Annotated in this window: 17 protein-coding genes and 1 pseudogene; 3 read left to right on the top strand and 15 right to left on the bottom strand. The window is 29.2% G+C overall.

The genetic code is table 11. The features are described 5' to 3' along the window. Positions 1-478 precede the first annotated feature (478 nt). The 7 genes and pseudogenes from RCG18_RS17520 to RCG18_RS17490 form a co-directional block, all read right to left on the bottom strand. Entirely contained in the window at positions 479-625 is a 147-nt protein-coding gene (locus tag RCG18_RS17520) for an aspartyl-phosphate phosphatase Spo0E family protein (RefSeq protein ID WP_308037315.1), read from the bottom strand. Between the two features lie 343 nt (positions 626-968). Further along, positions 969-1,187, bottom strand: a complete 219-nt coding sequence (locus RCG18_RS17515) for a hypothetical protein (protein WP_308037314.1) — start codon at positions 1,185-1,187, stop codon at positions 969-971. Positions 1,188-1,450: 263 nt separating this feature from the next. Further along, the gene (locus RCG18_RS17510; protein ID WP_308037313.1) at positions 1,451-1,660 is read right to left on the bottom strand and encodes a helix-turn-helix transcriptional regulator; all 210 of its coding nucleotides are present in this window, start codon (positions 1,658-1,660) and stop codon (positions 1,451-1,453) included. Positions 1,661-1,843: 183 nt separating this feature from the next. Further along, positions 1,844-1,903, bottom strand: a pseudogene (locus RCG18_RS17505) (Ada metal-binding domain-containing protein); the annotation flags it as partial. A gap of 140 nt (positions 1,904-2,043) precedes the next feature. After that, positions 2,044-2,667, bottom strand: a complete 624-nt coding sequence (locus tag RCG18_RS17500) for a DNA-3-methyladenine glycosylase (RefSeq protein ID WP_308037312.1) — start codon at positions 2,665-2,667, stop codon at positions 2,044-2,046. Then, positions 2,654-3,124: a methylated-DNA--[protein]-cysteine S-methyltransferase gene (locus RCG18_RS17495; RefSeq protein WP_308037311.1), complete on the bottom strand. Its 471-nt coding sequence runs from the start codon at positions 3,122-3,124 to the stop codon at positions 2,654-2,656. The genes RCG18_RS17500 and RCG18_RS17495 overlap by 14 nt, the downstream gene beginning before the upstream one ends. A gap of 237 nt (positions 3,125-3,361) precedes the next feature. Then, the gene (locus RCG18_RS17490) at positions 3,362-4,330 is read right to left on the bottom strand and encodes a DUF2087 domain-containing protein (protein WP_308037310.1); all 969 of its coding nucleotides are present in this window, start codon (positions 4,328-4,330) and stop codon (positions 3,362-3,364) included. Between the two features lie 396 nt (positions 4,331-4,726). Between RCG18_RS17490 and RCG18_RS17485 the strand changes: the two genes are divergently transcribed. Together RCG18_RS17485 and RCG18_RS17480 are read left to right on the top strand one after the other, a co-directional pair. Beyond that, entirely contained in the window at positions 4,727-4,993 is a 267-nt protein-coding gene (locus RCG18_RS17485; RefSeq protein WP_308037309.1) for a hemerythrin domain-containing protein, read from the top strand. Continuing rightward, the gene (locus RCG18_RS17480) at positions 4,963-5,133 is read left to right on the top strand and encodes a hypothetical protein (RefSeq protein ID WP_308037308.1); all 171 of its coding nucleotides are present in this window, start codon (positions 4,963-4,965) and stop codon (positions 5,131-5,133) included. Before RCG18_RS17485 ends, RCG18_RS17480 begins: the two co-directional genes overlap by 31 nt. Positions 5,134-5,557: 424 nt before the next feature. Here RCG18_RS17480 and RCG18_RS17475 read toward each other — a convergent pair whose 3' ends face one another. From RCG18_RS17475 to RCG18_RS17450, 6 genes are all read right to left on the bottom strand, one after another. Next, positions 5,558-5,905, bottom strand: a complete 348-nt coding sequence (locus RCG18_RS17475) for an arsenate reductase family protein (protein WP_308037307.1) — start codon at positions 5,903-5,905, stop codon at positions 5,558-5,560. A 131-nt stretch (positions 5,906-6,036) separates the two neighbouring features. Beyond that, positions 6,037-6,462: a PAS domain-containing protein gene (locus RCG18_RS17470; RefSeq protein WP_308037306.1), complete on the bottom strand. Its 426-nt coding sequence runs from the start codon at positions 6,460-6,462 to the stop codon at positions 6,037-6,039. 237 nt (positions 6,463-6,699) lie between these two features. Beyond that, on the bottom strand, positions 6,700-8,325 hold the full coding sequence (locus RCG18_RS17465) for a 3'-5' exonuclease (protein ID WP_308037305.1): 1,626 nt from the start codon (positions 8,323-8,325) through the stop codon (positions 6,700-6,702). Positions 8,326-8,372: 47 nt separating this feature from the next. Beyond that, positions 8,373-8,927 carry a hypothetical protein gene (locus tag RCG18_RS17460; RefSeq protein ID WP_308037304.1) on the bottom strand — a complete coding sequence of 185 codons (555 nt, stop codon included), beginning with the start codon at positions 8,925-8,927 and terminating at the stop codon, positions 8,373-8,375. A 262-nt stretch (positions 8,928-9,189) separates the two neighbouring features. Beyond that, positions 9,190-10,092 (bottom strand): radical SAM protein, encoded by a 903-nt coding sequence (locus tag RCG18_RS17455; RefSeq protein ID WP_308037303.1) that lies wholly within the window; start codon positions 10,090-10,092, stop codon positions 9,190-9,192. A gap of 11 nt (positions 10,093-10,103) precedes the next feature. Then, the gene (locus RCG18_RS17450) at positions 10,104-11,378 is read right to left on the bottom strand and encodes a coproporphyrinogen-III oxidase family protein (protein WP_308037302.1); all 1,275 of its coding nucleotides are present in this window, start codon (positions 11,376-11,378) and stop codon (positions 10,104-10,106) included. A gap of 209 nt (positions 11,379-11,587) precedes the next feature. On the opposite strand from RCG18_RS17450, the gene RCG18_RS17445 reads away from it, so the two are divergent. Beyond that, positions 11,588-13,672, top strand: a complete 2,085-nt coding sequence (locus tag RCG18_RS17445; protein ID WP_308037301.1) for a M1 family metallopeptidase — start codon at positions 11,588-11,590, stop codon at positions 13,670-13,672. Between the two features lie 27 nt (positions 13,673-13,699). On the opposite strand, the gene RCG18_RS17440 is transcribed toward RCG18_RS17445, so the two are convergent. Both RCG18_RS17440 and RCG18_RS17435 read right to left on the bottom strand, forming a co-directional pair. Further along, positions 13,700-14,926, bottom strand: a complete 1,227-nt coding sequence (locus RCG18_RS17440) for an MFS transporter (protein WP_308037300.1) — start codon at positions 14,924-14,926, stop codon at positions 13,700-13,702. Positions 14,927-15,095: 169 nt separating this feature from the next. Then, positions 15,096-18,473, bottom strand: coding sequence for an insulinase family protein (locus tag RCG18_RS17435; RefSeq protein WP_308037299.1), 3,378 nt, complete (start codon positions 18,471-18,473; stop codon positions 15,096-15,098). Positions 18,474-18,533: the final 60 nt, after the last annotated feature.

Genomic DNA, 18,533 nt, shown 5'->3' with positions numbered 1-18,533 from the left:
CTCCTTTTTTATAAAAAAACTTGAAATATTTTTGATAAATTAACCTATAAAGGCATTTCATTCTTATTAAATTGTAACTAAAAAACAAGTTTTTTTCAATATGAAAAAAGAGATTTTTCAGAAATATGAAAGATTAACTTTTCAATATATCACTCTTTCAAAACATTACCAATCTAAAGATTATAATTTTTCCAATTCTATGTAACTGTAAAATAGGACTAATTTTACAATTACTCTGATTTTTCAAGCCTTATTAGCAGCATTGCTTAAGCAAAAGTTATGTATATCATGATAACATAATAAATTAGCTATATAGTTAAAATTTATTTGTAACTATATAGCTAATGTAAATTGAAATATTGTATATTCAATTATATATTGTAATTATAAAAATTCTTATCATAAAAATAATATGTAAAAGTAGAATGATCTCTCCTAGCCAAACTGCATATAGTGAAATTCCAAAAATAAATCACCCTTAAGCTATCATAGTGTTTTCGTAGTATTTATAAATAAGTTTGTCCAATTGTTGGCTTAGTTTAACTACTTTATCAGAACATAAACAATTTGCTTCTTCAGTTAGTTTATTTAATTCTCTTCTAAGTATTTCAATTTTTTCTTCCATTACTTACTTCATCCCCACACTTACAAATTTGCACAACATTAGAAATTATATTATAAAATTCTAAATAATTCAACAGGCTAAAGTGCTTTTTTAAAATTATTTAAGATAATATTTTCTAATAATGTCTATATAAACTTTCAATAAACATATTTCCCACAAAAATATGATCAATTATCTAAATTATAAATTTATTATTACAATTAAAGCTAAAAAATAATACTCTTTTTTGCTGATATAGCAACAATATTTTCAGTTGATATTTAGTATTTTGATGAAGCAGAAAGAAATAAAAATACATAACAAAGAGCATATGTAACCTCTCCTTACATATGCTCCCTTTATTTTAATCTCTAAGTTCATTTAAGTCAGGTTGTTCATCGAAAATCAGCTTTTCTCCATTGTTAATTGATATAAATGGTATTCCAACCTTTCCACTCTTCTTAACTTCCTCAAACTCAGGTCTGTTATCTCTGTACTTAAGATACATCTTTAAATTAAACATACTTTCAGTAATATCGACAAATGCAAACTTAATATCATTTTCAGAAAGAAACTCTTTCACAGGTTGACAATCTGGTCAATGCTTACTTCCAAAAACAACTATTTTCTTCATTTTTATTCCTCCATTATTCTTAATTAAGAAATTTGTATATCTTGATAGATATTCAACTATTACATTTAGTTATACATCTTTATTTTATTATAATTTATATTTATAGATTATTCCAGGTAAATATTTTTGAAGTATAATCACAATGACAATTAACAACAAAGCCCGCTAAAATTAAATAATTTAGTATAGCGGGCTTTAAGTTAACGATATTTTTATTTTTTTCTATATTCTTTTGGCGTCATTCCAATCTGCTTTTTGAAAAAATCATAAAAGGTTGAGAGACTTTCGAAACCAGAACATAATGCAATATCTGTAATATTGATACTTGTGTTAGACAATAAATCTAGAGATTTCTTTATTCTAAGCTGATTTAAATATTTTACTGGAGTAAGTCCATATTTTTCACGAAATAATTGTATCAAGTAATTTTGACTAATTCCTAATTTCTTTACCTCTACCTCTAACTCCTCACGATTAGCATAATATTTATCAAAAATATGCTTTGATTTTTTAATTAAATCCTTTTTAGGATTAAATCTTATTAGATCTGGTCTACATCTTTTACAAGGACGTAAACCATGGGCATAGGCATCTTCTATATTATCAAAGAATATAACATTACTTCTTTTCGGTTCTTTGGATTTACAAGATGGTTTGCAAACAATCCCAGTAGTTTTTACACCATAGAAAAAACGCCATCATAATTGCTTTTACACCGTACTACTGCATTCCATTTTTCTTCTTCTTCTAATTTAAAAGTTTGTTCTATTATTCTCTTCTCCAACTTTTTTCTCCTCATTTTGTATTATAATTTTTCAAAAGCTAGTTTCCAAAGATAAATAGAAGCCACAGACCCATAAGGGGAATATCGATTTCTGTATTCATTAAATTGCTCTTTAGTAAGTTCTGAAAGACCATATAACTTCATCATGCCTCGCCTAATTGCGATGTCACCCCAGCTTACAACATCAGGCCGTTCCATTGAATTAAGCAGAAGCATTTCCGCTGTCCATACACCAATTCCATGTAATGAGGACAACTTTTTGATAACTTCTTCATCTGATAAATTATAAAGTTCATCCAAATTCAAATCACCTTGTATTATCATATCCGCAATGCTTTTGATATATCCTGCTTTTCTAATTGTTATTCCACATTGTTGTATTTCATGTGTAGAGATCCTTGATATATTTTGTGCCGTGATTTCACCAAAACGTTCTTGCATCCTACTCCAAATAGTATGAACAGCTTTTACAGATATTTGCTGCCCTATAATTGCATGAATCAATGCCGAAAATAAGTCAGGTATAATAATACGTTCTACTTTACCAAGCCTCTCTATAGCTTCTCCTAATATTTTATCCACTTGCTTTAAATAGGTAATTTCTGTTGCACCATATCGAAAAAATTTAGTTTTAACTGTTTGCATTTTGCTTTTCCATTTCTAAAAGCTTTTCTTTTACATCCAAACCACCAGCATAGCCAACTAAATTACCATTAGCACCAATTACACGATGGCAAGGGATAAAAATAAGGATTGGATTTCTATTATTCGCCATGCCTACCGCACGAGAAGCTTTTATATTACCAATATTTTTAGCTATATCTTTATAGCTGAAGGTTTCACCATAAGGAATTTTTTTTAATGCTTTCCACACCTTCTCCATAAATTCTGTACCTTCTGGCGCAAGTGGCAAATCAAATACTTTTCTTTTTCCATCGAGATATTCTTGAAGTTCCTGATTTGCTTTTTTTAACAAAGGTGTTTCCACAATATTTATATCTTTAGGAATAATTTCTCCAAAATAAAGATGAGTAATCGCTCTTCCATTCTCAACAATTCCTATTTTGCCAATTTTCGTCTCATAGTAAAATGCATTACTCATATTTTCCTCCCAATATTTTTATATTTTTATAATTGTATTTTACTATATTCTTTTAATTCTGTCTTTCGAAATATCACTTTGTAATTATATAGATATATTATTGCTGAGGATCTGAGCATGTAGTTGTTGCTTAGGGAATGAGAAATATAAGTTAGAACCTTATCTACTAATATATTTAGAAGATAAGGTTCTAATTTAATTCTATTCTTTTTCATGTTTGATTCTCTGTTAGATCTTTTAATACAACTTTAAATTTCCCCCTTGACTATCAATCCACATCTTCATTAGTTCATTTAATTCATCAACTTTTTCCTTCTCTGTAGCGCCTTCCTTCGGCTTAAGCTTTTCCACAACTTCAAAAGTAAAGGAATCTTTCCCATAAGTGTTCCAATCCTCTTGCATTTTTTTTGGCTTACAGCTTCCTGTGCCTAATCTAAACTTTATTCCCTCAAATGGCTTATATAAATTCTTACATATATCTACAAAAGAATATCCTGTTATCTTATTATGTATTTTAATTATACCCATTTCTATTTCCTGTTGTTTATACTTGTTAATTAACTCTTTTCTCTCTAAATTATCCATAATATTGCCCTCACAATTCTTATAATACTTACTTCCATTAGTATTTCTCTTTAGATACCCATAGTCTACTAGATAGCGTCGTATTGTTGCATCATCCTCATAAATAGTCTTAATAATTTTTTTTACTTCTATTTCTGTATATTCTCTGTTTGGTTCAAATAGAGCTGCAAACCTCGGTAATAAGGCTTTTCTTTTTCCTTCTCTAGCAGGAAAAACCCGAAGCTTAGGAGGCTGTACTGCTGTTGGCTTTTCTTCCTCTACTAACTCCATGATTGCTAAAAAAGCTCTTGCTTGTCTTGCCCGTTCTCTTAATGCAAATCTCATATTTCTTACTGTTGATTCTGCGCAAGCAAGCTTACTGGCGATCTCTTTGTCAGTGTATTTGCTTGACATCATTGTCAAAAATTCTTTTTGAATTTCAGTCAATCCAGTATACTTCTTGTCTAATAAAAGAAGTCTTTCAATTGGACTACCATGTTTTATAATGTGAGCACTTGCATCAGTATCGTTGTCACCAATATTTTGACCACATATCAGGCAAACAAATTGTGCGTTCTTGCAATTCCAAACATACCCCCTTTTAAAATCTTTCACACTTGCATTACGAATTAATTCTTCCATTTTTCCCTCTCATCTATTAATTTCATAGACATAATAACATTATCATTTATTGTTGTCAATTGCATTAATAAATATAACTCAATAAACTTTTTTCAATAAGATTCTTATAAACAGAATTCTTGACTTCCGGTAGAATTTGTCTACGACTACTTGGCAATTTAGAGTGAGTAAGTCATCGGATAAATATTTACAATGAAGTAGCTATTATTTTTATTTATACTATCTTAAAAATATCAAGTAAATTTCAATTATATAAAATTAATAATTATGTAACAATTGATATTGAATTATTTTCCCATACTGCTATACTTATACATAGATATCAATAAGGCTAAAAGTTAAACTATAGAATATCTACATATAGTATTTAACATAATTTGTGCGGAGGTATTAAAAATGTTTAGATGGAAAAAAGAATATGAAACCGGGATAACAATTATAGATGAGCAACATAAGGAACTATTTAAAATAGGAAATGAATCCTATGATCTTTTAAAGAATGATTTAATACTGGACAAGTATGATAAAGTGGTTGTAATTTTAAATAAATTATTGGATTATTGCGAATATCACTTTTCTACGGAAGAAGAATATCTGCTGAATATAGGTTACAAAAATTTCTTAGCCATAAAGTGCAGCATGATGATTTTATTAAAAAAATAAAAAATGCCGACATAGAAAGAATAGACCACAATCAAGATGGGTATTTAATGGAAGTTCTAGAGTTCTTCATGGAATGGATATCTGGACATATACTAGCTACTGATATGGATTATGTTAAATATAAAAAAAGCTTGTCTTAGTTTAAATAATTATAGGGCTAATTGGCCGAAAGTTAATTTCTCTATACTAGCTTCTTAACATAGAAATAAAACTTAATCAATAAGAAAGTCATCCCATTAGTTTTTTATTTACTATTTAGGAACGACTTTTCTAATTTTTATATTTATAAATATTTTAAGAAACTATGTTGAAAATATTCAACTCTGATATATGACTTAACTAAGGTATTCATAGAGGTACATCTGACAGTACATTTAATGATTTTATTTTAGCTCTTGACGAAGCTGCTTTGGAATATTTGCAATCTTAAATACTGATTAAAAGCCTAAATGGCTTCTAACGACCAACTTATCAATGCTAATTGATAAGTTGGTCCGGCTGAGCTAAGAGTTACCCCTATGAATATCGCTAATAAGTCAAGCATCCAAGTTGGATATCTATATTCTATTCTTCACTTTCCCATTCTTCCCATACATCTGGGCAATATCCTACAGTGGCCTGTTTTCCATTACGAACTATTGGAGTTTTATACAGTTTAGGATTATTCAAAAGCAGCTCTTCCTTTACACTGCTAGTTCTTATATGCTCAAGATTTAACGTTTTATATTCCTTTGCTTTAGTATTAATTAGATTATTTAACCCTACTGCTGCCTTTACACTTTCTAATTCACCTTTGCTCAGTCCTTTTTGATTTAAATCTACAAGCTGATACTTAATTTTTCTTTCTTTGAAATATCGTTCAGCTTTCTGAGTATCAAAACATTTTTTTATACCAAATATTTGAATGTTCATCTGTCCAATTCTCCTTAAAGTAACATTATTTTTTATCATATTCTAGCATAGATTTTATATTTTTAATATATTATAAGTACAATAAAGGCCAGCTTCTGCTGACCTTTAACATATATTAAGCTAATTTCAGTTCAATTATAGTTTGCAATTTTTAATGGAACATTTATTTCCGATGCCTCAGAAAACTCCTTACATATAGCATATATTGCTATTTTTTCATTCCATTTCCCTATAAAAACGCATGCCTCTATAGCTATTTGTATTCTTGATTTTGTGCAAAGCTGCATTTTAAATTTAGATATCCTCCCTTCTAACATATTCTTTATAATTTCTCTTATCTCATCTATGCTTTTGGATAAATATAGATGAGATAGACTCATTCCATAAATCTCCTCAGAAGTATACCCCAACCTTAATAATGCAGACTTATTTGCATTTAAAATAGTACCCTTTTCGTCTACAACTAAAACATACTCATCTAATGCATTAAATAATGAGTTAAATTCTTTGCTATTATCCACATTCTCCTCTTTTGGGTTAATTTCCTTATAAAACATAGAAACACCTCTTATATATTTTTAATATTCTTAAATTAATGCATTTTGTAAGTTCTACTTGATGGACTTAAATAATATAGGTATTTAATACAATATATTCTATACAAACATTATATTTCCTTTAAGATACAGGGATTTTTTTAATTCTTTTAAAATTTTGCTGAAATTTAATACTCATGATACCTTAAAAGTTATATAGTAACTCTAATTAAATCAGTAAGCAACTTTTTGTTATACTTAGATAAACTTGCTTCTCTCATCGGTGTAATATATTGATAATTGGTGAAGGGATCTTGTGCAAGCCACATATAAAAGCCTTTTATCAAACTCACTTTTATAGTTTTCAGCTGAAACATTATATACGATTACCACATCAAATTCTAATCCTTTTGCGAGATAAGCTGGCATAACTAATGGACATTCTTTAAGTTCACTATTTTTATCACTTAATACTTTTACATCAATAAAACTTTTTAATCTTTGTTGTATTTCACTTGCTTCCTTTTCAGTTTTACATATAATAGCAATGGACTCATATCCTTTGCTGTAATATTTATTAATGTCCAAAGCTATTGCTTCATCCAGTTTATCTTTATTCTCTTTATATATGACCATAGGTTCATCTTCATGCCTTTCAAAAGATACAAGCTGATGCTTATCATTTAAAAGCTTTTGAGTAAAGGAATTTATTTCAAAAGAAGATCTGTAACCCTTATTCATAAAAACTTTTACTGATTTTTTCTTATCAAGTATTTCTTCAATAATGTCATATATATTCTTATCTTCTTCCTTTTCAAGGCTTTGATTAAAATCACCTAATACCGTATATCTTGAATTTTTAAATAAAAGCTTAAATATTTGATACTGTATAGGATAATAATCCTGAGCCTCATCTATGACTACCTGTTTGATTTCTGGAAACTCATCACTACCTTCCAGCTTTAGCTTAATATACAAAAGTGGTAAGCAATCTTCGTATTCAATGTATTCTTGCTGAAAGTTCTTTTGGGTCTGTTCTATTATTTCACTTATATTTTCTGGAAGTTGAAGTCCTTCAGAAAGCTTTAATAAAAGTCCCTTTTTATGAAACAATAATTTATATAATTTCATATAATCTACTTCCGTAAAACTGTGTAAGTTTTCCATAAACACGTTAGCTTCTTTAATAGCCATTAGCCGAGCAAAAGACTTTATTTCGAGTACATGATTATTACACTTTTCAACAACTTTTTCTATTTTATTCAACCTTTTCTTTCGTAATGGATGAATCTTATTTAATATCATATTTTCAATTCTCTTTAACCTTTTAGTTATTACCATATTTATTCTATTATTTAAGAAAAAATTCTTTATCTGCTGCCTTGTTTCAATTATTTCTCCATCATAGTATATATCTTTAAAGTCAATCAAGTTTTTCTCAAAATACTCAATTAATCTATCTATAATCTTCACAAAAACTTCTGATCCCTTAAACTTAATACTCTGAGTTTTTATAAAACAACCTTCTTGTTGCTGTAATAAAATTAAGTTTTCTAGCTGATTTTGTCTGCTCTCTACTAAAAATCTTTTTCCCAAAGACTTTATAATAATATCATCAAAAGTTATTTGCTCCACATTTTCTTCTCCAAGTTCCGGAAGAACATTAGATATATATTTACTAAAAATAAGATTTGGTGAAATAATAATAGCATTATTGGCACTTATTTTAGAGTTTAATCCTTCATAAAGTAAAAATGCAATTCTATGCAATGCTATAGATGTTTTACCGCTTCCTGCTACTCCCTGTACTATTAGCAGCTCATTTTCAGTATCTCTGATAATAATATCCTGTTCTTTTTGAATGGTTTCTACTATACTTTTCATCTTATCAGAGGAATTACGACTTAATACTTCTTGCAGTATTTCATCGTTTATAACAATACTGCTGTCAAAAAATATTTCAAATCTGAGTTTTGAATTTTATATTGTCTTTTTAGTAGTACGTCTCCAGAAATTAATCCAACAGGTGATTTATAAGTGCCTTTTCCAAGTTCGCAGCGATAAAATATACTTGAGATAGGAGCTCGCCAATCATATACATAAATTTCATTTGTATCAGATTCCATTAAATTATATAATCCAATATAAATCTTTTCTAAATCATCATACCCCTCTTCTATAAAATCAAATCTTCCAAAGTAAGGTGATTTCAGCATTTTATTAAGCTTTTCTATACGCTTTTGTGTAGAAGTGTAATCTCTAGTTTCTCTGTTAACCTCTGAAAGATAATGATTCATTTCTGGTATTCTATCAAAGTCTTCTGAAAAGTGAACACTTTCTTCCCACATTTCTTTTCTAGATGCTATAACACTACCTAGTTTATTGTTTAACTCTGATTTTTCCTTTTGAAGTTCATTTTCAATTACATTTAGTGTTTTCTTAAGATACATTAATTCATCCTGATGGTTTTGATTAAAATCATTCATTTTATCACGCTCCCATATTTTTTAAAAAAACTCTTGACACATACATTATCTTTATGCTACAATAATTGTGTAATTTAAAGTTTATATGATATAATAGTTATAATTGTGCCTAAATTTCAATTATACATTAAAAACCTTTTATTGTAAATATCACATGTAATGTTTTTAAAATAACATCACATGCTCTTATACAATTTCTCAAAAACGTACATAAAAGACCTTCAAGTAAATTTGAAGGTCTTTTTTAATATAAAATTTTCCTCTATACATACTTTAAATAAGTTCTTATCATGTCAATTATAGCTCTGACATTTCCATTAAATAAAAGCGAAAACTCCACTGCAAATAGATATCCACATTCTGCGCATAGTCCTTCTACCTCTACACATCTCCCGCAATTGTATATTTTACCTTCTTCAGATACTATACATTGATAACAGGGCCTATTCCACGAATTTTTCAGATAAACATCAAGGGCGCTATACAAATTAAATATGGGCATCTTTTTCTTAATAAGCTCTTTGATTTTACTTACTACTTCTAACTTTTCTTCTCTGCTGAGAGTAAGATATTCTGTTCCTTTATATGGAGTGTGAAAATTAAAAGATATGGAATTTATATTAGGATTTTTATCTGCAAATTCAACAACTTCCTGCACCTCTTTAAAATTCAACTTATTTACTGCCATATAAATACATATGTTAGTGTTTGATGCATCATCAATATTCTTCATGATAGTGTCATAAGTATCTCCTCTTATCAAATTATGAGTGTCTTTCATACCATCAAGGCTTAGAAATATTACATCTGCTTCAGGAATATCTAAAGTAACAGTTCCATTAGTTACAACATTCACTATATAAAAGCCTATTTTCCTTGCCTCTTTGATTAAATCTCTTAAATTTTTCTCTTTATCCTGCCAAAGTAAGGTTTCTCCACCACAGAAAAATAAAATTCTTATACCAATGCTATAAAATTTTTTCATTTCCTTTATAATATTTTCATAGGAGTGCATTTTCTTATTTATATTATTTACTGCACAATGCTTGCAGCTTAAATTACAGTAATCTGTTAATATTATAGTTCCTAGTATTGGCTTTTTTTCTTTAAATACTATACTTTTGATACCGAAATAAGCTAAATATAAGAAATCTTTTTTCTTCATCTCATATCTCCTTATAAATTAAGTTCTTTTATCCAAGGCTGCTGCATAGAACTCTGCCATAACTTGTCTAGATAATGTATGGAGTACTGTTTTTCTACATAGTGGTACGCAAATCTGCCAAGGTCCGTTAAAATCACTTTATTTCCTTCTGATTTTATCATCTTCAAAATTTTTAAAGCTGTAAAAAGTATTCTAAATTCATTTTTCATATCCTTGTTAAATAATTCATAAAATCTATTTTCATCTATTACTCCATCGTAGCATCTCCAAAATAGCCAAAATATCATCTTCTCCCTTTCTGTCATTATATTTACAATATTTATAGGCAAACTACCTTTATTGAGTGAATTAATATATTCATTCACATTAAAAGTATTAAGGTAAAAATAGTTGCTAAAAAGGGAACTAGCTCCTGCTCCTATCCCAATAAAGCTTTCTCTAGTAACGGATGTATATCTGTTGTCCATGTCTTTTCCATAAGTCCATATGGAACTTCTTTTATAATTATGCTGCATGGATATCTCATCAATAATTTGAAGAATTCTTTTTTCTCCTAGTTCGCTGAATCTGTTTAATCCCTTTTCTTTTATTATCTTATCCATACTTGTCATAGGAAAAACAATAAGAGGATATATGGAAATTTGGTCTATATCATACGAGTAAGCAGTTTTTAAATCATATACTATGTCATTAATAGTTTGTCCAGGTATATTAGTCATGATATCAATATCTAAACACTTAAAATTAAAGCTTTTAATTAGAGTTATAGCTTTCTGTACATCTTCATTACTATAACATCTTCCTAGAAATTTCAACTTATCATTATTAAAAGTTTGTACACCTAGACTAATCATATTAATTCCCATTTCTTTTAGGTTTTGAAGAAGATTTTTATCCACTTGCGAAGGATATATCTCTATTCCTATGTCTCCTACAAAATTAAAATTACTTCTTATAAAATCAATGATTTCTTTAAGCTCTAGGCTTAAAAGGGCTGGACTTCCGCCACCTATGTATATGGATGTAATCTTTTTATCCATTAAACTATTCTTATAAATAGTTAGCTCCTTAAGCAGCGCCTTGGAATATTCCTTTGCTTTATTTTTTTCATATATTTCTTTATTGTAAGGACAATATGGGCATATATTTTTACAAAAAGGAACATGTATATATATTCCACATTCCTCATCAATACTGTTAAAATCAATCATTTTATTCTTATATCTCACGAATTTAAATTTGTCCCTTTTTCCTAATATCACTCTACGAAAAAAATCTGTAATCATAATACTCACCCCACTACACTTATAGTGTAATTTTACATTATAAGTGCACTATTGTAAATACTATAAATATCCAACTTTATTATTCAACTTATGATTTATAGTTATTTTGTAACTATTTTGTAATCTTTATTTTATTCCACAAATAACCATAAAATGATATAATTTATACAAATGTAAATTTAACATTAACGAAAAGGATGTGTTCAAAATTGAAAAAAAGCCACATGAAAACAGCTGTTACTGCCTTTATAGCAGGATTATCCATGGTATGTCTATTTAAAGGAACAACTGTACAAGCTTCTTCTCTTCCTACAAAATATGATATGAATTTAGAATTTAATTCAGAGAAAAAGAACTTGACCGGAAAAGAAGATGTATATATTAGTAACAACAGTGGTTCTGACCTCAAAACTCTGGAATTCCATCTATATGCAGACTCATACAACAAAAGAGAAACCATGCCTTTTTACAATAGTTCTATGGGGGACAAGCCTCTTTCAGAACAAGAAAAAGGTGATATCTCAATAGAAAAGGTTATCGTAAACGGAAAAGAGCTAAGCTATACCCAAGACAATGAACTTCTTAAAATATCTCTAGATAAAGAACTTAAGAAAGGTGAAAATTTAAGTATATCTATACAATTTAATCTAAAGCTGCCTAATGGTGTTTCCAGACTTGGATATTCAAATGATGTGTATTCATTTACAAACTGGTACCCTATACTTTCAATGTATGACTCAAAGGAGAACAAGTGGGATGAAAACTCATTCAATACTATAGGGGAATCAAATTATAGTGATATATCAGAATACAATGTAAATATTAAAGTACCTAAAAACTTTACTGTAGTGTCCACAGGAAAAGAAGCAGAAACATCTTCAGAAAATAATGCTAAAGTAATGAATCTAAAGGCAAAAGATGTAAGAGACTTTGTAATGATTATGAGTCCATATTTTAAATCTGTATCTAAAGAAATTGATGGTATAAAAGTAAATAGCTATTATTTGGATAGAGAAAGTGATTCAACACTAAATACTGCTGAAAAAGTTTTGGACTCTTCTGTAGACGCAGTTAAATTTTTCAGCCAGCAATTCGGAAAATACCCTTATGATGATTTAGATATGGTTGAAACGTATTTTCAAGGTGGGGCTATGGAATATCCACAACTAGTTCAAATGCCAAAGTATCCTTCAAGCATAAAAACTCCTTCAATGAATAAGTTCTATGATATGACACCTTTTATAAAGCAAGCTGCTGTTCATGAAGTTGGACATCAATGGTGGTATGTAACCGTAGGCAATAATGAATTTAAGGAGCCATTCTTAGATGAATCTTTAACTTCCTTTTCTACTGCATACTTTTTTGATAAAACTGAGGGACCGTACTCTGAAGAAGGCATTTTAAGTAGGCTAAGGGCTCCATTTACAACATCTCGCGAAGGAGCTTATGGTGAAATGAAAATTCCACCTGCTGGCTCAAGTGTGGATAAGTACAACAACATGATGTCCTATAACATTTCAATATACGGAAAAGGTGCTTTAATATTTGAGGATTTAAGAAATAGAGTTGGAGACGCAAAGTTTAAAGAAGTAATGCAATCCTATTTCAAAGAATATAAATTTAAAAATTCATCTATTGATGGACTCTTATCTATAATAGAACAAAAGTGTGGAAGTGCTGTTAAAGAAGCTATAAAAAATGCTATATATTCAGATAAATATAATCCAGAAAATTTAAAAGTAACTGATGCAGATTTGGAAAAAATATCAGTAGAGAGCTTAAAGAGTAGAATAACGGCTTCAGAAAGCAGCAAAGGTTTGGTATTAGGAAGTTTATTTCTTAGAGCCGCAAAAGGAGAAAAAGTTATAATTGTTACCCCTTCATCTCTTAATAAAACAGAACAATCATCAATTGATGACAATTTAAAAAATTATTTTAGAGACTTATATGGAAAGATATTAATTAAAACAGACAAGGATGTCACTGAGAAAGACCTTATTGATAGTAATGTTATGCTTATAGGTAATCCACAGAATAATAAGTTGTTTAATTCTCTGTCTCAAAGTCTTCCTGTGTCTATAAACAAAAGTGGATTATCTTCTAGCGGCTTCACTATAAATAACGAAAATATAAGTGGATTTTTAGTAACAAAAAACCCTAAGGATGAAAAAAAGGCTATGGGAATACTTTTCTGGACAAAAGATGGTCCTGAAAACCTCTTCCTTAACCCTAATATGGATTCACAATTTACAATATCTATAGATAATAAGCAGCTATTAAATGGAGATTTTTAGACATTAATATTAATAGTGCGGTAAATGTTACCGCACTTTTTTCTGGAGGTTATTTTTAACCTTAGGCGTTGGTATATATGTGCCTTCTAATACCCTATTTAGCTTTCTAAGGAAATAACCTGATACCATAGGAGCAAAAGCAATAAATATTAAGTAAAACCTTAGTATTGAAGTATTTTTAAATATAGTTAGTAGCAATATTAATATAACTCCACTTATAACCCTTCCTAGATTGAGAGCTATATCTTTATTAATCATATATTCTATTCTCATATCTTCTTCATGAGCTTCATTTATGACATTAAAAGTAGATGAAGATAATTGTATAATAAAAAATGGAAGAAAAAATGCATCCGCTACGGTATAAATTAACAATGTTTTATATTCTATATTCATAGCTAACCCAAAAACAGCTGCAAAAGAACCTATTGTTCCAATAAGTATGGAAATTTTTCTACGATCTGGCTTAATTATTTTTTGTACCAATATATAAGATGCTGAAGATATCAAGGATGCAGCTAGTGTAAATTTTCCCAGAGAAAGTTCACTTTTAGTAATCTCAATGATTAATATATTTACTAAAAAAATGATTATGACATCTCTGATTCCCCAGAAAACTGTAGCCTTCTGAATAACTTTCCACTCATCACAATTACTTGAAAATATTTTTTTATAATTAAGCTTACTAGAATAATTATTACACTTCAAAATCATGCTAATTAAAATAAGTATTAAAAATATAGTAAGAGTAGCAGTAAAAACTATATTATACCCTCTTATACCAGTAAATCTATTAATTATATAAGCAGAAGTTATCGGGGCTATTGCTGCAGAAATTCCACAACAGCTTCCATTAAAACCATTAAAAGTATCCCTATTGTTAACATCGGTGAGATCAAAACTTAAAGTATTAAAAGCCAACCAGTAAAAGCCTACCGCCACTCCAAACACAATTCCAAGACCATATATATATGGTACTCCTTTATTTCCTACAAACAATATCAACCCATAAAATAATGCATAGGTTAATAATCCCAATCTTAAGGGCAATATACCATTTTTCCTTTTAGCAATTATTCCGGCCAAAAGGAATGTTATTGGTGTAGCTATGTAATGAATTAAGTTATAAATTACTATTACAACAAAATCATTGGTTTGTCTCCAGAAGAACACATTTATAAAAACACCTGATAATCCAGTAGCAAATGAGAACAGCATACTTACCATCAATAGAACTTTAGCATTTTTGCACATAAGGCTCTCTCCTTCAACTTCGTTAGTACCCTTTTATTATGCGCATAATGTGCTATTATATCAGTAAATAAACAGAATTCTTGGCTTCAGGTGGAGTTTGTCTACAATCACTTGGCAATTCGGACAAAAGGAGATATATCAAAAGTAAATTAACATATCTCCTTTATTTTTAATTAATTGTAAAGTCCATTTTTACTGGTGCTATAAGGTTAGATGATTTTCCATCTTTCTCTACAGATTTAATATCTTTTATAAATAATGTATACTTTTTCCCTTTTCCGTAGGATGTATCCGGTTCTATTTTTATAGCCTTAGAGTTCTTATCATAACTAACTTTTATTTTAAATTGATGATTTTCCTCATCTAAAACATATATATTGGCTGTATTTACTGTCAAAGGATCTAAGTCGTTAGAGAATTTCACCGTCCAGGTCTTATTGTCAACTACTTTATCTTTTTTCTGTAGTTCTATAAACTTACCTTTTTCTTCCTTTGAGGTTAACACATTTTTTATTACCATAAAATTCTTTTTATTTTGTTCTATTTGAGTTTCTCCACCTACTACACAAAGGTAATTCTGCTTTAAAACAGCATCCATAACAGGAGCAAAGTTCCTTATATCTTCTGCAGTGGTTGATACAAGTTCTTCTCTTTCCTTTTGCATATCAGATTGTTTAACTCCTGTTAAGTACAATCCATCTGCAATCATACCATCTGCTGCAGGCCCTATTAACGAGCTTAACATATTAGTAGAATTATCAACTCTTCCTGCTGCACCAATTATATAATTGTCCATTTGTTTCTCATCCGCTTTAAAATTTCTTAGATATTCAGGAATTTTATCAAAGGTATCAATAGTCTCTTTTAAATTAGGGTCTCTGTAGGAGGATAATATAACACTGCCATTCTCTATTCCTATATTAGCGCCGTAAGCTCCACCCTTCACTCTTATATTATTCCATAAATAATCACTTTGTAATATGTTTTGTAGTACTATCAGCTTCCCGTTTTGTGCGTATCCTGCTTTTTTAAGATCTCCACCTTTAACTACATACTGAACCTTTGAAGGTATGATTAGACCTTCATTTATTTTTGAGCTATCAAAAGTGTATTTGTAACTTGTTAACTTATCATTCTTTAGTGAACTCGCTAATTTATTTAAGCTATCAGTAAAGCTTTTATAGTTTTCATCATTACCTGTAATACTCGCAATCATATCTTGCTTATTGAATATAGCATCTCTAACCTGCTGTAGATTTTCAACAATTTCATCACTCTTGCTATCAAAATTCTTATCTAAATCACATAGAAAAGAGTAGAATCCTTCATTTTCGTAAGCCTTATATTTTCCTGATTCAGACATATAGGATGCAACTCTTTCTGCAGCCATACCATATCCGTTATATGCCAAGCCCTGCTCTTTTTGCATTTTTATATTATTCACTATTTCTTTTATACGAGTTTTGTCATTTAAATTACTGTTAAATATAATTTCTTGTAGAAGCTCAAATCCTTTAGGTATATTTTCGTTTAATCCTATTAAGTTAACACACATTTTAGGAGAATAGGTATCATTGTCTCCGTATTTAACTAAGCAATTAGTTGAAAAACCAATACCACCAGAATTAATCAACGTCTGCTCTGCTAATTCTTCTTTAGAATAGTTTTTTGTATCTATATTCCCAAGGATTTGACTTAATAAATAAACATAACCTAATTTGTCTTGTGGAACCTTCGTAGTATCAAAGTACAAACCTACATAGTCCACACCATTTGTATTTATAGGGTGTTGAAGTACCTTCACACCATTTTCACTCTTTTCGATAGTTTTATATTCTTTAACATTTTTATTTATATCTTCACGTGTAAGGGTAGGCAAAGTATTTATTTCCTCTTGCGTAGAGGTCGCTGCCTGCCAATTTTTAAGCTCTCCTGTATTTTTAACTAATTCATCTATCTTATCTTTTGAAAGAGAAGCTTTATAATTAGCTAATTTTGCTTTTAATTCACTTTCTTTTTTCTCCTCAAGGCCTGGAACTGGCTTTAAGACTACTAATGAACTATGTTTATTGTCTACAAGATATTTTTTTATCAGATCTTCCATATATCCTGTCTTAAATTTGTTTTTAATATCTGCCATATCAGAATTCATATTTAAATAAGCTGTAGGATCTCCACCATAAAGCCAACTTCTCATAATTAGCATATTATATGATAGAGCAAAATCTCCTTTTAACATTCGCTGTGATAAATCATATACCTTAGAAATTGAATTTAATAACTCATCATTAAATCCTTTTTCAACTATGTTTTGTAATGTATCATCAACAACCTTTCTAAATTTTTCCTTTTGATTTTCATTAACATTTCCTGCTACTATGCTTAGTACTGGCTGAATATTTGAATTGTCAAATCTAACACTTACATCTTCCCCAAATCCGTTATCCTTTAATGCTTTTTTAATAGGTGATGACGGTATACCTCCAAGTAATGTTTGAATAAATGCAAAAGCCTCTACCATCTCTTTATTGGTAGACTTATCAATTACATAATTTAAGCTTAAATATGTTTTATTATCAGTAGGCGCTCCTTTAGGCAATGAGTATTCTACTGTTTTTTCTACTCTTTGTGTAAAAGGTTTTTGAAGTTGAAGCTCTGTCTTAACTTCTTTTTTATCAAAATTATTTAAATATTTTTCTCCAATAAATTTTAAAGTTTTTTCAATATCCATCTTTCCATATAAATAGAAATAACTATTTGCTGGATTATAGTTATCGTTATAGGTCTTTACAAGTTCCTCATAAGTTAAAGTTGGCATATCTTCTGGCAATCCACCAGATTCGAATTTATATGAGGTATCAGGAAAAAGTGATTGTTCTATACTTTTATTTAGTATTCTATCGGGCATTGAGTAGTTTCCCTTCATTTCATTGTATACTACGCCATTATATTTTAACTCACCATCTTTAGAGTCTAATTCATATCTTATGCCTTCCTGCTGAAAAATTCTTTTATCCTTTAATACATTAGGATAAAAAACTGCATCTAAGTAAACGCTCATTAAATTTTGAAAATCCTTATCATTTTTACTTGATACAGGATAAATAGTACTGTCATTTGTAGTCATAGCATTTAAGAATGTGCTCATTGATTGCTTACCCATTTGATTAAAAAGGTCTTTAACAGGATAATTTTTTGACCCGCAAAGTACAGAATGTTCTATTACATGGTTTACTCCTGTATTATCTTTAGTTGGAGTCCTAAAGTTTACACACATCATTTTATCATCGCTATTACTCTCTAAATATATAAGATGTGCTCCACTTTTTGGGTGAACATATGTATATGAATTACACTTTAAATCTTCTATCCATTTCTTGGACTCTAATTTAAATCCACCTAATGAATTACTTTCTGCTGCTGCATAAGATGCTTGTACACTAACTCCTGCCGCTTTAACACTATTTGGTGTCTGCATTATCAATGCTTGTGATATAAGCATCGTTGACAATGTAATTGCTATTAAAAGCTTTGTTTTCTTATTCATTATAATCTCTCTCTTTCAAACAAATTTTCCACATATAATCTTATATGGAAATATAACTTA

Source organism: Clostridium sp. OS1-26 (genome assembly GCF_030915445.1).
Taxonomy (GTDB): domain Bacteria; phylum Bacillota; class Clostridia; order Clostridiales; family Clostridiaceae; genus Clostridium_AM.
This window is presented reverse-complemented; position numbering and strand designations above follow the sequence as displayed.

What these genes read in the sequence shown, in the direction of transcription:
- RCG18_RS17520 (WP_308037315.1), bottom strand. Translation starts at nt 625, where the DNA reads ATGGAAGAAAAAATTGAAATACTTAGAAGAGAATTAAATAAACTAACT.
- RCG18_RS17500 (WP_308037312.1), bottom strand. Translation starts at nt 2,667, where the DNA reads ATGCAAACAGTTAAAACTAAATTTTTTCGATATGGTGCAACAGAAATT.
- RCG18_RS17495 (WP_308037311.1), bottom strand. Translation starts at nt 3,124, where the DNA reads ATGAGTAATGCATTTTACTATGAGACGAAAATTGGCAAAATAGGAATT.
- RCG18_RS17490 (WP_308037310.1), bottom strand. Translation starts at nt 4,330, where the DNA reads ATGGAAGAATTAATTCGTAATGCAAGTGTGAAAGATTTTAAAAGGGGG.
- RCG18_RS17485 (WP_308037309.1), top strand. Translation starts at nt 4,727, where the DNA reads ATGTTTAGATGGAAAAAAGAATATGAAACCGGGATAACAATTATAGAT.
- RCG18_RS17475 (WP_308037307.1), bottom strand. Translation starts at nt 5,905, where the DNA reads ATGAACATTCAAATATTTGGTATAAAAAAATGTTTTGATACTCAGAAA.
- RCG18_RS17470 (WP_308037306.1), bottom strand. Translation starts at nt 6,462, where the DNA reads ATGTTTTATAAGGAAATTAACCCAAAAGAGGAGAATGTGGATAATAGC.
- RCG18_RS17465 (WP_308037305.1), bottom strand. Translation starts at nt 8,325, where the DNA reads ATGAAAAGTATAGTAGAAACCATTCAAAAAGAACAGGATATTATTATC.
- RCG18_RS17460 (WP_308037304.1), bottom strand. Translation starts at nt 8,927, where the DNA reads ATGAATGATTTTAATCAAAACCATCAGGATGAATTAATGTATCTTAAG.
- RCG18_RS17455 (WP_308037303.1), bottom strand. Translation starts at nt 10,092, where the DNA reads ATGAAGAAAAAAGATTTCTTATATTTAGCTTATTTCGGTATCAAAAGT.
- RCG18_RS17450 (WP_308037302.1), bottom strand. Translation starts at nt 11,378, where the DNA reads ATGATTACAGATTTTTTTCGTAGAGTGATATTAGGAAAAAGGGACAAA.
- RCG18_RS17440 (WP_308037300.1), bottom strand. Translation starts at nt 14,926, where the DNA reads ATGTGCAAAAATGCTAAAGTTCTATTGATGGTAAGTATGCTGTTCTCA.
- RCG18_RS17435 (WP_308037299.1), bottom strand. Translation starts at nt 18,473, where the DNA reads ATGAATAAGAAAACAAAGCTTTTAATAGCAATTACATTGTCAACGATG.